This is a genomic window from Anaerobacillus alkalilacustris (genome assembly GCF_001866005.1).
Lineage (GTDB): Bacteria > Bacillota > Bacilli > Bacillales > Anaerobacillaceae > Anaerobacillus > Anaerobacillus alkalilacustris.
In genome coordinates, this window is record NZ_MLQR01000033.1 from 25,917 (window position 1) to 45,923 (window position 20,007).

Here is a 20,007-nt window from a genome sequence, read left to right on the forward strand (position 1 = left end):
GGTTAAACACTCCTGTTTTCGTTAATTTTTTCATATATAAATTGTTCGAATTTTGATGTTAAATGTGCAGAAAGTAAGTTCTTATTCTTTGATTGAAAAATTTCCACACTCTTTTCATCTTCAATGATTAAAGCACTTATATAACTCAACACCTCTAACACTTGCTGCGTAGAATTTAACGGTGAAAGTAATAGCAATATATTGTCTACGTCAATCTGACTTTGATCCATCCCTTTTAAACTCATCAGATTACTAAGATTTATAATTTTAAACGACGGCTTTAACACATGAACACTCCGCGTATGAAACAAAGCCATGCTCGTATCAGGGATCCCTAATCCACCTATCTGCTCCCTCTCGAGTAAAGCGCTTACAACTCTTGGAGCTTCACTAATTACATCTAGTTTATTTAAGTGTTGACAAACAGTCGTTAACACTTCTTGTATGGGTAAATCTTGATTTATTTCTACTATTTCAAAGCTCTCTAATAGTGTCACAATTACATCAGAGTATTCTTTTATATTCTGCAGTTTTTGTAACGTCTTTTTTGTGTCATAGAGGGACACATCTTTAAAAACATTAGTATTATCATTTGTTACTAGTTGACTTCCTTGCTCAGTTATCCTTGATTTAATCAATTCTATTTCAGACTCTGTTAATATAGGGCTGACGAGAATATAATCTTTTGGTAAATCTGGTGAATCAATCGTAGAAATAACCAAATCATATTCACGTAAATCATAGTTTCTAATGTCAAACAACGATATATTTTGTAAGTCCTTCAGATTAGGTATTTCTTGTTGAATTCTATTTGCTAACATTTTAGAGGTACCAATTCCACTAGAACAAATGATTAGTGCTTTTACATTTTCTTTTGTTTTCCTGCTGATTAATGCTGATCCGAAGTGAAGAACTAAATAGCCAACTTCTTCATCTGGAATAGTTAAATGTGGAAAAACCTTTTCTGTCCCCTCTTTTACAAGGTTAAACAAATCTGAATAGTCGGATTTTATTTTTTCTAATAGCGGATTACTGATCCCCATATGTTGTTTAATCCGATAAAGGGCAGGCCTTAAGTGAGCAACTAAACCTTGAAAAAGTGAATGATTATTTGATAAATCCATATCTAGATATTTTTCAACGTAGTCGATAAGGCTTTTTGCTTTTATTGCAATGTTAAAACTAGTATCTTCTAATAAGAATTCCTTATCGTGTCTAAGCTTTGCTCCTCTTAAGTGCATAGTAATATATCCTGTTTCCGCTTCAGGAATATCTATTTCATATACTTTTTGCAATTTTTCTATGATCTTTTCGGCGATACTATACTCAACTGTGTCTTTCAATCTTCCTAAATAACCTTGATCAATTTGAATGTTTTCTCCTTGCATAATTCGCTCGATAGCTAATGAAAGGTGAACAACCAATCCAATATAGGCACTATCAGCAATAGAATATGGTAATTCGTTATTTATTTCTTCAAGCACCTTTTCCACGATTAATAACTTTTTCTTTTCAACTAATCCTAATAACCTTTCTGAAGCAGAAGTTACTTGATGGGTTGATTTTTTTTGTATGTTTTCTCTAACAAGTGATAATAATTCAAATTCATTAACATTTTGCGAAATGATACTACTCATTGCTCTTCTCTTTGATGATTCACTTCCGAAAATTTCAACACCATAGCCTCTTTTTCGTATCAAGGATAGATCAAATCTATTCAGTCGCTCTTCTACCTTTGTCAAATCGTTACTTACTGTAGCAATCGTTACGTTTAAATCATTTGCTAAGGAAATCAGTTTGATTGGTTCGGTTGCTTCTAGTAAGGTACAAAATATGACCGTTTGGCGTTCTTCAGGAGTATATTCATTATGGGATAAATTAAAGAGAAACAATTGTAGCTCCTCAATACTTTCCGTGCTACCATTCACTTGTATCCCTGACCCAGATTTTTTTAATAAGGTTAAGTCATATTCCTTTAAAATATCTTCGACTCCCTTTAAATCTCTATGAATTGTGCGAACACTTACATCAATTCGGTCAGCAATTTCCTTAACAGTAATACCTTCAACTCTCGTAAGTAAAGTTTCAAGTATTTGTCTTTCTCTAGCAGAAATATACATAGCCATCACTCCATTTTCTTGAACCATATGCTCTACTATTTTTTGTGACAAAATTAAACTTTATTCTTACAAGTTAATAATAAACCGTTTACAACCACTATCACAACAAAATGAAAACCTGTTTTCGTCTAAATCATTGTTGACATTTTTTAAATAGTTTTTGTTTTTCACTATACAAAAGAGGACGAAAAAAATAGAAAAGAGCTGTAGAAACTCTTTCCTATTTTTCATTTATTTCAGATTCTCAACTAGTTCATCATATTTTGGACTATTTAAGAAATTTTCCACTGAAATATGTTGAGCATTTGGTAACTTCGCCTTAGCTCGATCTGTTAAATCTTGATGAGTAACAACAAGATCAGCATCTGCAGGTAGATTATTAATTGACGTATTTGAAACTGTAATATCTAGTCCGGCTTTTTTGAATTTATTTTTGAGAACTGAAGCTCCCATTGCACTTGAACCCATTCCTGCATCACATGCAAAGATAACCTTACGAACATTCTCTTTATTAATTTCTTTTGTCTCTTCTTTCACTAAAGAAGCAGCGGTTTCACTTTTTTTCCCTTTCATTCCTTGCATTTTTTCAGCTGCATTAGCTAAATCGTTTGTCTCTTCATTTTGTTTGCTTGCCTTTAAGATTAATGAAGATATTACAAATGAAACTGCTGTTGCAACAACAACACCTGATAAAACAGCAAAGTAATCTCCTCTAGGCGTCATTGCCACTAAAGCGAAAATACTACCAGGTGATGGAGCCGCTACTAATCCAGCACTAAAAAGGTTAAACGTGAAGACTCCACTTGCCCCACCTGCAATTGCTGCAATAAGTAACGCAGGCTTCATTAAAATATACGGGAAGTAAATTTCATGAATCCCACCGAAGAAATGAATGATTGCTGCTCCAGGTGAAGATTGTTTTGCCATTCCTTTACCAAATACCATATACGCTAACAAGATTCCAAGTCCAGGACCTGGATTTGTTTCAAGTAAAAATAGAATAGATTTACCAGTTTGTGCTGCTTGTTCGATTCCAATCGGACTTAAAATACCATGATTAATTGCATTATTTAAGAATAAGACCTTTGCTGGTTCTATGAAAATACTTGCTACTGGTAATAATCCAGCTCCAATAATTCCTTCAACCCCAGCAGCTAGAAATTGATTTAAACCTAGTACTACTGGACCAATCGCTTTAAAAGCTACTAACGTTAATACCCCTGCAAGAATACCTGCAGAAAAGTTATTTACTAACATCTCAAAGCCTTGTCTAACTTTACCGTCAATCTTTTGGTCGAATTTTTTAATTAAGTACCCACCAAGAGGTCCCATAATCATTGCCCCTAAAAACATCGGGATATCCGCACCAACAATAACCCCCATAGTTGCTGTTGCACCAACTACACCACCACGTACATCATAAATCATTTTACCCCCTGTGAACCCTATTAATAGAGGTAGTAAATATATGATCATTGGCCCAACTAGTTCAGCTAGACTTTCATTTGGCAACCAACCAGTAGGTATAAATAATGCTGTTATAAGACCCCATGCAATAAATGCCCCAATATTTGGCATAATCATTCCACTTAAGTAACTTCCAAAACGCTGAACTTTAACTCTAAAACCTTTATTTGAACTTGTATTATTCATCATTAAGTTCCCCTTTCAAAATGTGTGTTTCTTACACTTTTTATAATAAAGCGTTTACAACTATTATTCCATTTAAAGAAAAGTGCATTTTGGCAAGTGTATTGTTGTCATTTTTAACAATCCAAAAACTGTATTTGTTACTAGTATGGGGTACTGAACTTATTTTTAGGCAACGTTCCAACAATCTTTTAGAATAGAAAAAACACACAAGAATTTATACTCCTTGTGTGTCAATGATTCAACTTAAAAAAATGGCTCCAAATCCTATTGCTAATAAAATAACGAGAGCTGGATGAACCTTCCATTTCTCTAGTAATAGAAAGCTGACAAGCATTAGAATAATTGTTTGCCAAATACCTACACCAACGTTTGAGCTTTCTATAAATCTAAAGGCAAGAACTCCTAATAGAATGGCAATTGTTGGTCGAATCAGCATTGTCATTCGTTTTACTTTCGGAGATTCTTTAAACTTATATAATATTCCAAGTAAGACAATCATCAGTAATAACGATGGTGCAACTGTTGCAAACACTCCAACAAATGCTCCGAACACACCACCTATTTCATAGCCGATATATCCTGACATTTTCGTAGCGATTGGACCTGGCAATGCATTTCCTAAAGCTAGCACCTCACTAAATTCTTCAACTGTCATCCATTGATAGCGATTCACTACTTCATATTGGATAAGCGGGATCGAGGAGGGGCCGCCACCATACCCTACAATACCTGGAATAAAGAAAGCTAAAAATATATGAAGATATATCATTGCACGTTACTCCTTTCCTTTTGCCCATGGTCTTTTGTAGGTGCGTTAGGCTTAAGTAGTGCATAGGATAATAAAAGTGCGATAACGATTCCAGGATGGATATTTAAAAATTCAATGAGCGACAAACTTGCAACAAGTAATAGAATACTTATTCCCCATCCAAGTCCTTCTTTTGACTTTTGAAAAAATTGCCACGCCAAAACCGCTAGCATAACGGCAACAACTGGAATGACTCCTTTTGTTATCCCCGCCACCCACGGTTCATCTTTAAATTTCGATAAAGACGTTAATAGGACGATCATTAAAATAATTGTTGGAACAATAGATGCAATAATAGCGGTTAACATTCCTGTTAAACCAGCAACACGATACCCTATATAGCCTGCCATTTTTGTGTTTATCGGACCTGGAAGAGTGTTCCCGATAGCAAGTACATCACTAAATTCGTCATCACTCATCCATTTGAACGTTTCTACAACTTCTTTATGGACGAGCGGGATCGAAGAAGGACCACCCCCATAACCTAACATCCCTGATCTAAAAAATGCGATAAAAATATTTACGAGAGTTTTCATGAAAAAATCCCACTTTCATGAGTAATTTTGACCTAAACTTATTACAATTATTTCTTCATAAGTTTATATTAACAACGATAATTTTTAAAACAAGATTACTATATTAGTGACCAATTGCAATCCCATCTCCACGCGGATCCGCTCCACCATATTTCACCTTGTTTCCATCATCAATAAGTATAACACCAGCGTGACCCATGATGTCTGTAAATTCATCGACAGCTTCTATGCAATGACCTTTCTTTTGTAGTTCATTTCTAACTTCCTTTGATATTCTAGATTCAATTTTTAAACGATTAGAATTTGCCCCCCAAGTTCGTCCATATAACCATCTTGGCGCTTCAATTGCTGCTTGAACACTGTAATTGTAATCAATAATTCTCGTAACAAGTGCTGCCTGTGTTTGTGGTTGCCCTTCCCCTCCCATAGTTCCATATACTAGATAAGGAGATTTCCCACGAAATAACATCGCTGGATTAAGAGTATGGAAGGTTCGTTTATTTGGCTGCAAACAATTAACATCATTTGGATTAAGTGAGAAGAAACTACCACGGTTTTGTAACAATACTCCAGTTCCTTTAGGGATAATACCAGATCCGAAATCATGATAAATACTTTGAATTAACGATACTGCATTTCCATATTGATCGACTACACCGAGCCATACTGTATCCCCTTTTGGCTCTAACTGCTTTTCCATACTAAGCGTTTCAGCTAAGTTAATTTTAGCAGCTAATTGCTTGCCTCTTTTTTCAGATATTAGTTCGTCAACAGGTATGTGAGAAAAGTCAGGATCTGTTAACCATTGGTCGCGATCACCAAAAGCGAGCTTTGTTGCTTCAACGATTAAATGAATGTATTCCGGTGAACCTTCCTCAATACAAGTTAGATCAAAATGTTTTAAAATGTTTAAAATCGATAATGATGCCAACCCTTGTGTATTAGGTGGAAGATTATACGCTGTATATCCACGATAGTTAACAGATATTGGTTTAACCCAATCAGAACTATGCTTTCTAAAGTCTCCTTCAGTCAGTAAACCACCATTTAATCGTAGATCATCTACAATTTGTTTTCCAATCGAACCTTGGTAAAATGCACGACTTCCTTCTTTGGCAATTGTCTCTAGTGTAACCGCCAAGTCGTGTTGCATCATTAACTCACCAGCTTGATAGAGTAAGCCATTTTCTTTTAAGAAAATGTTTTGAAACTCATCGAATCTCTGTAAATTTCTAAATTCATCACTTTTTTGAGTGTTTATCTTGGTCCAATAAGCTTGGCTAGGCGTTACCGGAAACCCTTTCTTTGCATAACTAATTGCTGGTTGTAAAAGCTCTGACCAAGGTATATCTCCACCTAAATATTTTTTTGAATATTGATACGCTTGATCCCAACCTGCTACAGACCCTGGAACGGTGTTTGCTGAAAGATAGCCTCTAGCTGGAATAGTTTCGTAATTTTGTTTTTGATAGAAATCAATTGTTGCAAACTCTCCAGCACGCCCGCTACCATTTAACCCTTTTAACTCTTGCTTTTTAGCATTATAGACGAGCCAGAAATTATCTCCACCAATACCATTCATATGTGGATAAACGACAGAGATGGATGCAGCTGCTGCAATAGCCGCTTCTATTGCATTTCCACCGTTTTGTAGTATATTCATCCCTGCTTGAGTCGCTAAATAATGGGGGCTCGTGACCATTCCATTAGGTGCCATCGTTGTTGGTCTATAGGAAAATTGTTTATAGTTTCTCATTTTGATCTCCCCCCCCGCTCTTTTTTAAAATTTAAGAAGAGTCCCCTGACAAATTAGTGGTTTTCCATTAAGAATATCTTACTACTCGATTTTTCAAAGCATCTAACCCATCAATATGACACTCAACTATGTCACCATCCCTAATCACTGTAGAACCTGGAGTTCCAGTCATAATAATGTCTCCTGGTAATAAGGTCATTACTTTTGAATGAAACGAAATAAGGAATGCTGGTGGAAACTTCATATATGACATACTTTTTTCGTGAATTGTTTCTCCATTTAATACGGTTGCTACATTTAAATTAGCTAAATCTCGTACCTCATCCTTCGTTAAAAACTGTGGGCCAAAGCTAAAAAACGTATCAAAGCTTTTGGCTCTCGCTAAAAAGCGTGGATTTTTTGCGTGAATATCACTAGCGGTCATATCCAATGCTGTTGTATAGCCAGCTATGACATCCTCAACTTCATCCTCTGAAATATTTTTGCAACGCTTACCGATAATGATAGCTAACTCTCCTTCTGCTGTTGTACGTTCCGACTGTTTTGGAAGTTCAATATAATCATTTGACCCAATTAACGTCGTATCTGGTTTTAAAAAGCTAACAGGTTCTTCGTCAACATTATCTATCTTTAATTCCGATAAATCTGTTACATAGTTCATACCAATTCCCCAGATTTTTCTTGGGTTCCTATATAAAGGAGCATACTCTACATCAGTTTGTAATGTCATCGGGTATGTTTCCATTTTTTCTTTTCCACCATTTTTGTACCATTCATTTAATTCGTTTAATTGACCTTTTTCAATGATACTAAATAGGTTTAAATCAAAAGATAGACCCTCCAATTCATTTATCGTTTCTAGTAAAACTATTCCTTTTGTCGAGAAAACTGCGACTAGTTCTTGATCATTATGTTTAATAGTAGCTAGTTTCATCACGTATCTCCTCAGCTATTTTTTATTTGTTCCTGTTGAAATAACGCTTTATGTTCCTCAATCCATTCAATTAACCGTAAATCTTGATGTGGTCCTGCAATAATCGACAAACCAATTGGACTTCCATCTATATTTCGCATCGGAATTGTCACTTGTGGTAACCCTGCTAACCCCGCAATACAAGACAATTGCAATGTTTGTTGACGACGTAATTCGATTTGCTCACCAGATAAATTTAATAATGGTGCTTTCCCTGGAGTCGTCGGTAAAATGAACAAACCATCTTCCCCTAGTAACGCTATCAAATGGTTTTTCATTCGTTCTCTTAATAGTAATTCTTGGTTATTATCACTTAGCGTACTTGCCCATTCAAACCGACTGCCAATATCAGGACCGAATAGAGGATTTTCTTTTCGAATCCATTCACCATGTGTGTTCCAAATCTCTATTCCTTGTAAAATACGAAATACATTCATCCATTCTAGTAAACCTTCTTCTGAAATTTCCATCCAGGAACTTTCTCCGGACAATCTCTCAAATCGTGAAAAAAGAGGGGAAAATACTTCTTTACTTTCATCATCTATTAAATCCCATGCATCTTTTACAAACATAAACCGTTTAAATTTTTCATTAGATGCTTCTGCCGGTAGTAGAACTCTCCCAACATCAAGAAGTGTTTTCGAGTCTCGCGTCATCCACCCTACAGTATCAAAACTTGATGCTAACGGGATCACGCCTTCTATTGGAACTGCTCCATGTGTAGGGCGTATTCCATAGATCCCACAATACGATGAAGGGATTCGGACTGAACCACCTGTATCCGTTCCTAATGCAAAGTCAACAAGATTACCCGCTACTGCAACCGCTGATCCACTTGAAGAGCCACCTGGGATACATTCTGGAACTTCAGGATTTACCGGTGTTCTATAATGATAGTTTTCACCATTTAAGCTATACATTAATTCATCCGTAATCGTCATTCCGGTTAAACTTGCGCCATTTTCTAATAATCTTTGAATGGATGTTGCCGTTTGGCTTGCCGCTTCATGCGTGCGTAACCAATCTGGATTTCCTACGCTACATACATGCCCTTTCACATGAAAAACGTCTTTAACAGCAAAAGTTTGCCCAGTTAACAATCCTACTTTATAAGCTCCAACAACAAGGTCTTCTCGTATAAATGCATTATAGTGCCTCATCACACACCTCCATGTATCGTTTAACATAATAACGAAACTTTACCGAATATTACTTTACATGAACACGTCCAACGTTTTTATATACTTCTAATGCGGCTTGAACAGCTTCGCCTTTATGAATGTTTGCACCATAATGGAGAAGTACTGCTTCAAGTGCCCCTAATGTTAATAGAATATTTCTTTGTTGGCAGCTATACCCCATCGTTCCAACTCTCCAAATCTTCCCATGCAATGGTCCAAATGAGCTCGCTATCTCAATACCAAAGTCTTCAAGAAGCATCGTTCTTACAGCATCCCCGTTTACTCCTTCTGGAATGTTAATACATGTAACGGTAGGTAGCTTAAAATTTGGATTTCCAAATAACCTTAGTCCCATTGCCTCTATCCCCGCAACTAGTGCTCGCTCATTGATACGGTGTCTTTCAAATCTTTGTTCTAAGCCTTCTTCTAAAATAATTCGCAATCCTTCATATAATCCATATAACATCGACGTAGCTTCTGTATGATGATTGAGTCGTGATGGACTCCAATAATCTTGAAGTTGACTCAAATCAAAATAATTGCTACGAATACGTCTATCAAAATTATTATTGGATAACTGTGTTTGTGTGGCGAGTCCTTTTTCAATTGACTTTCTTTGCATTAAAATTGTTTCAATGCGCTCATTATATGTGATTGGTGCCATTCCAGAAGGTACAGAAAGACATTTTTGCGTTCCTGTAATAAGACCATCGATCATCCACTCATCCGTTCTCACATCAGTCCCTGCAACAGTCGCAACCGCATCAACAATGAGTAATACGTCAAGCTCACGACACGCATGACCAATTTCTTTTAAAGGTTGCATTCGTCCAGTTGATGTATCACCATGAACCATTGCTACAACTTTTGGCTTCACTTTTTTAATTTCATTAATAATGATCTCAGGATCAAATACTTCCCCCCATTCACATACAAGTGAATGAACTCTTGCACCACACCGTTCAGATATTTCAGTAAGTAAGCCACCAAATCTACCAAAGGAAGGGATAAGCACTACATCTCCTTCTTCAATGACACTACATAACATTGCCTCAATTCCCGCTCGTGAAGTTCCATCTATCGGAAACGCCCAATGATTGTTTGTTTGCAAAACCTTTCGTAATAATCCCATCGTATCATTCATTATCGCTGTAAACTGTGGATCAAATTGTCCTAGGATCGAACTAGACATTGCTTTTAAAACTCTCGGATCCACTTCAACTGGTCCTGGTGTCATAATCGTACGTGCTGGAATGTGTAAATGCCCTATATGGTTCATAAGCCTTGCCTCCTTTTTATTGAGCTAAGTTAACTAAAGTGTTGAATAATACTTGTGTTCCAATCGCACAATCTTCTGTGTCCGTCCATTCTTTCGGATGGTGACTAATCCCATCTTTTGAGCGAACAAAGATCATTCCCATTTCCGTTATATTGGCCATTATTAACGAGTCGTGTCCAGCCCCACATTGTAATTTCATTGTTGGTTGATCTAGTTGATGACAAGCCTCTTCAATAGCTTCCATCACTTTGGGTGAGCACACTTTCGGATCTACAGACTTTTTCACATCGACTTTAGCGCTAACTCCTCTTTTATTCGAAACTTGATGAATCGCTTCCCTTACTTTGTAAACCATATCGATTCGTTTTGTTTTATCAATATGACGTAGGTCAATTGAAAATTTGGAAATCCCAGGAATAATATTCACCCCACCTGGCTCAATTCTTAACTTCCCTACCGTTCCAACTCCACCATATTGAGTCGCTATTTTTTCCACATCTAACATCACTTCTGCCATCGCTAACCCTGAATCGTATCTCATGTTCATCGGAGTTGCACCAGCATGATCTGCATGACCTTCAAAGGTTACTTCCATCCATACAGGTCCTTGGATACTTGTTACAATTCCAATGGCGAGGTTGTTTCCTTCTAGCACTTTCCCTTGTTCGATATGCATTTCTATAAAAGCTTTGATTGCTTCTTTGTTGCGGATTGCTTCTTTATATCTTTCAGGTTGAAATCCAGCTTGGCAAAATGCCTCTTCATATGAAACTCCTTCATCATCTCTTAATTGAAGAATCGTTTCATCTAACTCTCCGGCCATCGCCTTACTTCCGATATACCCTGTACCAAATCGCGTTCCTTCTTCATCGGTAAACGAGACTACTTCAATTGTGTTCTGTAATTTTATTCCGGATTCTTTTATTGATCGTACTGCTTCAATGGCTCCTAAGACACCGAGAGCACCATCAAACCTTCCACCTTGATAAACCGTATCAATATGAGAACCAGTCATAACGATCGGTTTCGTTTGATCTACACCTTTTAAAGATCCAATGATGTTTCCTACTACATCAACCTTTACGCTAAGCCCTGCTTCTTTCATGAGTTCAATTACATATTTTCTGGCAGCTAAATCTTCCTTTTGAAGAGACAATCTAGTTATTCCTTCTTCACTAATGTTTTCTGACGCACCGAATGTAGCTAGTTTCTGTAGTGAACTCCACAGTCGCTGTTGATTAATTTGATAAGTGGCAATCAAGACAATCCCTCCCAATAGTTTTCTAGTTTTTCCTAGTATAATAAACAGCCTTCGCACAGTCATTATTTAAGATAACTAAATTCTATAGTGGAATTTATTCAAATTAAACAAAGATTAGTGTAGAGCGAAATTGAAATTCTTCATAGTAACTAGCTGTACAAGTACCATATATGTAAAGTAACCTTACATATAATTCGAAATAAATTCACTTAAATAACAATAATTCATCCAAAAGTTGATTTAAGGCTTTTCCAATTAATTAAATTAAGAAAAGCGCAAGGCGCCCGCCTATCGGCGACAAACACTGGAAGACCTGCTCGTAGCGGTCGGGTTTTTGACCGTAAGAGAAGGTCTGAAGTGACCGAGCTCGTAGGCTGCTTGCGCTAGACAGTTTCTAAGTTAGAAATTTATAAATTCTGATTAAATAAAAAAATAAGTCCCCCATCTTTCAGGGACTTAAGCATTTTAATTCTCATTTAGGACTTCGTTTAACAAACTAAAGTCTGTATAACTATCGAAATCTGGTAGGTTCGTAATGTTGTTCATTTCTAATAAAAACTCAGCAATTTCGTTTGAACCATCAATCATCGCCTGTGGAACTTCCATTGAATACACATTTCGTCCCATCATTTCCTTTACTTCCTCAAGCGTTAAATGTGGCATTTCTTCTTGTAATATCACTGCAGCATCATCACTGTTGACATTAATATAGTCAGTTGCACGATTTAATGCACGAAGAAGAGCTTTTACTGTATTTGGATTTTGCTCTAAGTAATTACGATTTACTTGGAATGTTGAATAAAAACGCATCCAATCAACGCTTCCGTCTTTTTCTGGTAAGTGAGCCTCTGTTCCACTAAAAAGTAAAGTTCCGCCAATTTCAATAGCTTTTGTAATCCATGGTTCCCAAGCAGCCATAATGTCAATGTCACCGCGTTCAAGTGCAGCAATTTGGTCAGCAGGAGCAATATTAACAAACTGTACTTTTGAAACGTCTACTCCCATTTCTTTTGCCATGTTTTGAAAAGCAATCATGATTCCAGCACCGTTAACCATTCCAACTTTTTTTCCCTCAATATCTTTGGCACTAGTAATCTCAAGTCCTGGACGCGCAACCACTGCTTGGGTTCCTGCAATGTTAGCCATCGGTGCAACAATAACTGTTGGAATATTATTAGAAGAAACTGTAATGTTCGTAATCGTTGTTTCAAAGCTTAACTGAGCATCACCACTAGCAATCAGTGGTCCAATATCTGGTCCAGATTGAACAAGCCTGCTATTAACATTTAATCCTTCTTCGGCAAAGTACCCTAGTTTATCAGCAATGATTTGTTGTCCAGAAACTTGGGGACCAATTACTCCCCATAATGTTACATCTGTTTGCTCAATTTCTTCGTTTGCTTGTGGGTCAATTGTTTCAGAAGCAACTGCAAGATCCGTCGTTTCTTCTTTCTTTGCTACTTCCTCTTGACCACATGCACTTAGGACAAAGAGACTTAATAAACCAACTAGTAATGCTGTGTACCACTTGCGATTCAATTTGCTCCAATTCATGTTCACCATCTCCAATTTGTTATTTTTTATAAACCGCATCTGTAAACTGTGTTCCTTGTTTCCAGCGGAAGATACGTCGTTCAGTCATTGTAAGAATTCCTGCAAAAATCGAATAAAGTAACCCAATTAAAGCACATGCAAGAAACATATTTGCCATCATGAAAAAGTTACGCGAGTCAATAATCATATAACCTAACCCAGCATCTGCTCCAATCATTTCGGATACAACCATTGCCGAAAATGCAACAGCTAAACTTACACGCATACCAACAAAAATAGCCGGTAACGTTGAAGGTAATATTATTTTTTTAAATACCATTGCTTGTGATGCCCCTAGTGATAATGCTGATCGTATTAGTAAAGGATTTACATTCCGGATACCATCAACCGTATAAGCTAGCATAGGTAAAGCTGTAGAATAAGTAATTAACGTTAATTTTGATACTTCTCCAACTCCTAGCCAAATGATAAAAATAGGAAGGAACGCAAATGGCGGAATAGGTCCAATCATATTCACTAACGGATCGAGAGTATTTTCAATCCATTTGTAGCGTACTATTAAAAATCCAGCAGTAACAGCTAAGATAACTCCAAGAAAAAAACCAACTGCTAAACGAGAAGTACTAGACCAAATATGTTTCCAAAGCACTCCTTGCTCGATCATCCGTAAACCAGATTGCAAGATATCAGTTGGAGTGGGAAGGTAGACAGGATTAAACCAGATAAAATGAGCATTCATCATCCCAAAAATTTGCCAGATGACAAAGAAACTAACGATTGTTACTCCCCTTTGGAACGAGTCATTTTTTAATACTAAAAATAAATTCTTTTTTTCCTTAGTAGGAGTTGCTTTTGTATAAGCAGACGTTACTTTAACTGATTTGACTGTACTCATTTTGCTTCTCCTCCATTAAAATAGTTTCTAACTCTTCTGTTAATCTTGTAAACTCAGGATCACGTTGATCACGTGGCCGATCCATATTCACTTTATAATCAGCTGCAACCTGACCTTCTTTCATCACAAGTATTCGATCCCCAAGATGTATCGCTTCTGAGATACTATGGGTAACAAAAATAACGATTGGTTTTAACTCTGACCAAATTCTTGTCAATTCTCGTCTCATCGTCTCTCTTGTTAAAATATCCAATGCTCCAAATGGCTCATCCATTAATAACACCTCAGGTTCATTTGCTAAAGCCCGAGCAATTCCTACACGCTGTTTCATGCCACCTGACAATTGAGATGGATAATGATCAGCAAACTCTACTAAACCAACTAACTTTAAGTAGTAGTCTACTTTTTCATTTACTTTTGTTTTGTTTTCTTTTTGAATGGTGGGCCCAAAAGCAATATTTTCTCTTACTGTAAACCAAGGAAATAAGGCGTGTTCTTGAAATACAACTCCCCGTTCTTTTGCTGGACCTTTCACACGATTTTCGTTTACATAGATTTCACCTTCATCTGGAGTTAAAAATCCAGCAATCATATTAAGTAAAGTAGATTTCCCACAACCACTATGACCAAGGATGCATACAAATTCCTCTTCTTTGATGTTAAAGTCAATTTGCTTTAAAACCTCTTTTGAATAAAAAAACTTACGAACACCACTTACTTGTAAACTCATTCAAGTTGCCCCCTTTAATAATTCATTTCAAGTATTCAGTTTTTTGCTGACCTCAATCCATCTGTTTCGGTGCAACTCATAGTCCTATCTTAAAGCGACTAGAGAAGGTCGTCATGGGTCACTATCTACAAAACCAAATTTCCTATTTGGTCACTTCATCTAACGTAATTAATTTCTAAACTAATATTTGTAGTGTTATGGTCCCTTTTTTGGTCAAAAACAACCTTTCCTCGGCCAATCGTGGCAACGATTTTTTCTGTTGTTTCTACTTTTTCATAAGGAGAATACATGTCGAAATAAAATGTCAGGTTTGATAACTATATATTTTTCATCCCGCTTAAAAATTGTCAGATCTACAGCATTTCCATCCTTAATTGATCTTTTGTTTCGAAGTCCGAAGCGTTTGCCTAAATTATTGATAGGTTAAAGCAGTATCCTAAATTGATAAAAGTGTTAATTTATCAATAAAAAATGGAGCACCAATACTGATTTGGCACTCCAAAAAAAGCTATTTTTCCAATTTTCTCTACACTAAGTACTTATGATGAATTCACAGGCACTTAAATACAATAAAGCTTAACTATCAAACTCTAAATATCTTTCTATGAGACTATTGGTAATCTTTTTACCCAAATAAACTAGGTAACCACAAAGACAAAAATGGGATATATGCAACAAGAAAAACAACCACTGCACCTACTAGAAAGAAAGGTACAACATCTTTCGTTGCTTTTTCAATACTGATATCAGCTAGATGACATGAAATAAATAAATTTGACCCGATCGGTGGTGTAAACAGACCTAGAGCTAACGCACATAACATAACAATGGCGAAATGCATTGGATCAATTCCAATTCCTGTTGCGATAGGAAAAAAGATTGGTATAAATAGGAATAAATTTGGCACTAATTCCATCACCATTCCAGCTGCAAATAAAATGATAATCATGATAAATAACAAGAGCCAATCAGCTAACCCTAAAGATAGTAGCAGATCGGAAATTAGCTTAGGAATCCCCTCTCTTATTAATACGTAAGTAAAAATCATTGAACTACAAATCATAAACATAACGATTGTTGTTCCATACACGGTGTCTCTAATTGCTCCAATTATGTTTTTTACATTTAATTTCTTATAAATTAGACTACCTACAATCAAGGCATAAAAAACCGCTAAAGCAGCAGCTTCAGTAGCTGTTGCGATCCCAAAAACAATAGCACCGATTAAAAAAATCGGCAAAATAATCGCCCATGATGCATGCTTTAAGCTTTCTAGTAATTCTTTAAATGAAGATTTATTTTCCCGAGGATAACCCCTTTTTATCGAGATAAAAATCGTATATAACAAGTAACTAAGTCCAATTAGTATCCCTGGCATGACACCAGCTAAAAACATCTGACCTACTGATAAATTGGTTAACCAAGCAATAATGATCATCGTTGTACTTGGTGGGATAATAATTCCTACAACTGAACTAGATGCATTAATAGCTGCTGCAAATGATGAGGAGTATTTTTTTCGCTTCATTTCAGGGATTAATACACTTCCCGTCGAAGCAGCATCAGCTACTGAAGAACCAGATACCCCTGCCATACCCATACTTGTAACAACTGAAACACAACCTAAACCACCTGGAAGTCGCCTAACCATTACATCTGCTAAATTAATGATACGATGAGCAATCGTTCCTTGTACCATTAAATGGCCTGCTAAAATAAAGAACGGGATTGCCAAAAATGCAAATGATTGAGTATTTGAAAAAAAGCGCTGTGCAAGCATTGACAAAGGAATACCTTCTATGAGTATATATAACAATGATGCTGCTCCCATCGCAAAGGCAATCGGAACACCAAATAGTACTAATAAGACAAAACTAACAATCATCATCCAAACCATGTTAAACCCCCTTTCCAGTTTCTTTTAAACTATTTTTAACTAGTAAAATTAATTGATAAATTAAAACAACTGACATTCCAATAAAAGCAAAAACGCCTGATAAATATAGCCAATTCATTGAAATTTGGAGAACTGGAAACTTCTGTGCAGATACTGAGTTTGCTAACTCGATACTTGATAAAAACATATAAAAAGAGAAAAATAGCATGACAATTTTTCCAATAATAATTAATAATTTTTGATACTTACTCCTTAATAATCCTCGGAAATGTGTAATTGATAAATGCCCATCATTTTTTGTGACAATAATTGCACCCATAAATATTACCCACGGAAAAAGTATCGCTGTTAACTCGCCCGAAAAGGCGAATGGGAAGTTAAAGAAATATCTACTTAAGACCTCTAAAAATACAATAACTGTCATGAAAGTCATAAGTAGTATTGTGAGTGCATCAACTACTTGAATGAATTTATTCATAATAACATTGATAAAACTTTTCCGTGGATAATCCATCATTATTTCCTCCTTATGTTTAGTAGGTAGAGTACGATAACTCCCTCACACTCTACCTGCTAAATTAATTTTTCGCCTTACGGTACTCTTCTAAAAATTTGTAAGTTTCTTCTACCGCTTCAGCTGGTATCGTTTTTGCAATACTATCAATTTTCGGTTCAAGTACATCTCTAAATGCTTGAATATCAGGTTGTGTAATTTCGATAAATTCATCTTTTAGAACTTCTAGCATTTCTGTATCCTTCTTTTGTATATGAGCACGAGAAAGATCTCTCGCTTCATAAGCAGCTTCTTGAATAATCTCTTGTAACTCTTCATCTAAGCTATTCCATAAATCGTCATTCATAATAAAGTTTACGTGCCAGTAAAAATGATTGGTTAACGCCAAATAGTCTTGAACTTCATGGAAATTCGTTTCATATATAGCTGATGGTGGATTAAATTGACCATCAACAACACCTTGAGACAATGCCATATAAACTTCCGTGAAAGGCATCGTTGAAACAGCACTTCCTAACTCTCTAAAACTTTCAATCCAAATAGCTTCATTCGGACTTCTCATTCTCAATCCTTTTAAATCATCTGGGTGATAAATAGGCTTATTATTCGTAGTAATTTGTGCAAAGCCAAGCTCTGTATGTGCTAATACTTTGAACCCTCTCTCGGATGCTAATTCTTTCCATCTATCTCCTACAGGACCATCTAATACTGCATATGCTTCATCATAATCATCTACAATAAACGGTAATGATAATGTATTGTACTCCGGAACAATGTTAGCAAACAAACCTCCAGCTAACTGTAGTTCAAGTGCACCAACTTGTACCATATTGATCATCTCTTGCTCTGTACCTAATGATTCCCCTAGGTGGATTTCAATTTGTAAGCGACCATCAGTTTTTTCCTCTACAATTTCTTTAAACTTTTTTGCAGTTACATCTCTAACAGACCCTTCAGTTGTATTAATTCCTAGACTCCATTTATATACTTCGGGTTTAGAACTACCACTTTGCGCTTCAGAACTTATATCTGTTTCTGTACCAACACTATTACTACAAGCGGTTAGAATTGCCCCTAAAACAAATAGAATACTATAGAACAAACTACGATACTTTATGTTCATTTTAATTCCTCCCTTTTCTATTCTTTCTTCATTGATTTGCTTACTATTTTTTAACTCTAGTAATACTCATGAATTTAAGAAAACAAAATCAATCAACACTCCCCTCTATCAGGTTAGGTCCAAACTTTTTTACATTTATTTATTACTAGCCATGTGCAACTTATAGTCATATCTTAAAGCGAATGGGATCAATCGTCATTAGTCACTGTCCACAAAACCCTATTATCTTTTTGGGTGTTTCATCTAAATGTAATTAATCTCTAAACCGATTTTTTTACCTTCATGTTCTTTTCTTTGGTCATAAACAATATTTCCTCGGACAATCGTAGTCACGATTTTCCCTGTTGTTTCTCTGTTTTCATATGGAGAATACTTATTTCGAAACAAAATGTCAGATTTAGTTACCATATATTTTTCATAAGGATTGAAAATTGTTAAATCTGCATCTTTTCCAACTTTAATAGATCCTTTATTCTTAAGTCCGAATCTCTTTCCTATGTTTTCAGTCATCAGTGGTAAAACCACCTCAAGTGGGACGTCTCGATTGATTGCTTTTCCTAGAAAAAAAGAAAAAGCAAACTGTACACCTTGAATTCCTCCCCATGCCTTCCAAATGTTTTCTTCCCCTACTTCCTTCATAGAATAAAGACATGGAGAGTGATCAGAACCAATCGTATCTACCCACCCTTTTTCAATACATCCCCACAACTTTTCTATCGTTTCTAAATCTCGTAATGGCGGAGCACATTTTAAAATCGGACCTTTCTGCAAAAAGTCTTGATCACTAAAAAGTAAATAATGCGGACAAACTTCAACTGTGACATCATAACCTTGCTCTTTATATTGAAATATCAATTCGATCGCTTCTGAAGAACTTACGTGAACGAAATGTACAGAAGCTTTCGTTTGTTCGATTAAACTAAGTGCATGTTTAATCGCCGCAAATTCAGCTTTAAGTGGTCTACTTTCTAAAAAAGCTTGCCGATCTACTCTGTTGTTTTCTATTAGCGCCGTCGTATACATTTGAATTTGTTCATTTTCCTCTGCATGAAGAGCTAAGACAGTTCCTAGTTTCTTTGATATAAGCATAGCTTCTTTCAATTGCTCTTTCGATAAACAAGCAAAATCACTAATCCCACTTTCTGATAGAAATGCTTTAAAACCTACAATGCCGTTATCTCTCATCAACTTTAATTCTTCTTTATTTCTAACATTGTCAGCAGTAATACCGGCCCATAAACCAAAATCAATCGTAGATCTTGTCTGGAGATGCTTCTTCTTTTCATCTAAAATCTTCGTGTTAACAACGGATGGACTACTATTTAACGGCATATCAAGAATAGTTGTCATTCCACCAGCTGCTGCTGCTTCGCTTCCTGTCTCAAAGCCCTCCCACTCTTCTCTTCCAGGATCATTAAAATGAACATGAGAATCTATAAAGCCCGGAAACACATAGCAGCCAGTAGCATCAACAACCTTTATACAGTTCCCTAATTCTTGTTGTTCGCTTGGTAATATTTTTTCTATTAATCCATCTTTCACAAAAACATCGACGTTTTTAAAAGTTTGATCAATAAATACTTTTCCATTCTTAATGACTAATTGCATTTCCCTAATTCCTCCTCATATCAATTACTTAATCTCCATTTTGTATGATTCAACCAATCGAATGACAAATTATGTAAGGTTTTATCACACAAAACTTTCTGATTATTACGTTTTTTTGT

The 20,007-nt window shown here is 36.0% G+C and carries 16 protein-coding genes; all 16 read right to left on the reverse strand.

The window, feature by feature from the left end; genetic code table 11:
- Positions 1-2: 2 nt before the first annotated feature.
- The 16 genes from BKP37_RS14385 to allB all read right to left on the reverse strand — a co-directional run bounded on the left by BKP37_RS14385 (position 3) and on the right by allB (position 19,888).
- A complete protein-coding gene (locus BKP37_RS14385) occupies positions 3-2,171 on the reverse strand; it encodes a BglG family transcription antiterminator (RefSeq protein WP_342707799.1) in 2,169 nt (722 codons plus the stop codon).
- Between the two features lie 180 nt (positions 2,172-2,351).
- Positions 2,352-3,776, reverse strand: coding sequence for a PTS mannitol transporter subunit IIBC (locus BKP37_RS14390; protein ID WP_071310320.1), 1,425 nt, complete (start codon positions 3,774-3,776; stop codon positions 2,352-2,354).
- A gap of 235 nt (positions 3,777-4,011) precedes the next feature.
- Positions 4,012-4,542: a chromate transporter gene (locus tag BKP37_RS14395; RefSeq protein ID WP_071310321.1), complete on the reverse strand. Its 531-nt coding sequence runs from the start codon at positions 4,540-4,542 to the stop codon at positions 4,012-4,014.
- Positions 4,539-5,117, reverse strand: a complete 579-nt coding sequence (locus tag BKP37_RS14400; RefSeq protein WP_071310322.1) for a chromate transporter — start codon at positions 5,115-5,117, stop codon at positions 4,539-4,541. The genes BKP37_RS14395 and BKP37_RS14400 overlap by 4 nt, the downstream gene beginning before the upstream one ends.
- A 103-nt stretch (positions 5,118-5,220) precedes the next feature.
- On the reverse strand, positions 5,221-6,873 hold the full coding sequence (gene ggt / locus BKP37_RS14405; protein ID WP_071310323.1) for a gamma-glutamyltransferase: 1,653 nt from the start codon (positions 6,871-6,873) through the stop codon (positions 5,221-5,223).
- 67 nt (positions 6,874-6,940) lie between these two features.
- Complete coding sequence (locus BKP37_RS14410; RefSeq protein WP_071310324.1) at positions 6,941-7,807, reverse strand: fumarylacetoacetate hydrolase family protein; 867 nt, start codon at positions 7,805-7,807, stop codon at positions 6,941-6,943.
- An 11-nt stretch (positions 7,808-7,818) separates the two neighbouring features.
- Positions 7,819-9,006 (reverse strand): amidase, encoded by a 1,188-nt coding sequence (locus BKP37_RS14415; protein WP_071310325.1) that lies wholly within the window; start codon positions 9,004-9,006, stop codon positions 7,819-7,821.
- A 49-nt stretch (positions 9,007-9,055) separates the two neighbouring features.
- Complete coding sequence (locus tag BKP37_RS14420; protein WP_071310326.1) at positions 9,056-10,306, reverse strand: pyridoxal-phosphate-dependent aminotransferase family protein; 1,251 nt, start codon at positions 10,304-10,306, stop codon at positions 9,056-9,058.
- Positions 10,307-10,322: 16 nt separating this feature from the next.
- Positions 10,323-11,567: a Zn-dependent hydrolase gene (locus BKP37_RS14425; RefSeq protein ID WP_084034742.1), complete on the reverse strand. Its 1,245-nt coding sequence runs from the start codon at positions 11,565-11,567 to the stop codon at positions 10,323-10,325.
- 465 nt (positions 11,568-12,032) lie between these two features.
- Positions 12,033-13,121 carry an ABC transporter substrate-binding protein gene (locus BKP37_RS14430; RefSeq protein WP_139193142.1) on the reverse strand — a complete coding sequence of 363 codons (1,089 nt, stop codon included), beginning with the start codon at positions 13,119-13,121 and terminating at the stop codon, positions 12,033-12,035.
- A 19-nt stretch (positions 13,122-13,140) separates the two neighbouring features.
- Positions 13,141-14,016, reverse strand: coding sequence for an ABC transporter permease (locus BKP37_RS14435; protein ID WP_071310327.1), 876 nt, complete (start codon positions 14,014-14,016; stop codon positions 13,141-13,143).
- On the reverse strand, positions 13,994-14,746 hold the full coding sequence (locus BKP37_RS14440) for an ABC transporter ATP-binding protein (protein WP_071310328.1): 753 nt from the start codon (positions 14,744-14,746) through the stop codon (positions 13,994-13,996). The genes BKP37_RS14435 and BKP37_RS14440 overlap by 23 nt, the downstream gene beginning before the upstream one ends.
- 625 nt (positions 14,747-15,371) lie before the next feature.
- Complete coding sequence (locus tag BKP37_RS14445) at positions 15,372-16,643, reverse strand: TRAP transporter large permease (RefSeq protein ID WP_071310329.1); 1,272 nt, start codon at positions 16,641-16,643, stop codon at positions 15,372-15,374.
- A gap of 1 nt (position 16,644) precedes the next feature.
- Positions 16,645-17,157 (reverse strand): TRAP transporter small permease, encoded by a 513-nt coding sequence (locus BKP37_RS14450; RefSeq protein ID WP_245712534.1) that lies wholly within the window; start codon positions 17,155-17,157, stop codon positions 16,645-16,647.
- 64 nt (positions 17,158-17,221) lie between these two features.
- On the reverse strand, positions 17,222-18,280 hold the full coding sequence (locus tag BKP37_RS14455) for a TRAP transporter substrate-binding protein (protein WP_071310331.1): 1,059 nt from the start codon (positions 18,278-18,280) through the stop codon (positions 17,222-17,224).
- 243 nt (positions 18,281-18,523) lie between these two features.
- Positions 18,524-19,888, reverse strand: coding sequence for an allantoinase AllB (gene allB, locus BKP37_RS14460; protein WP_071310332.1), 1,365 nt, complete (start codon positions 19,886-19,888; stop codon positions 18,524-18,526).
- Positions 19,889-20,007 lie beyond the last annotated feature (119 nt).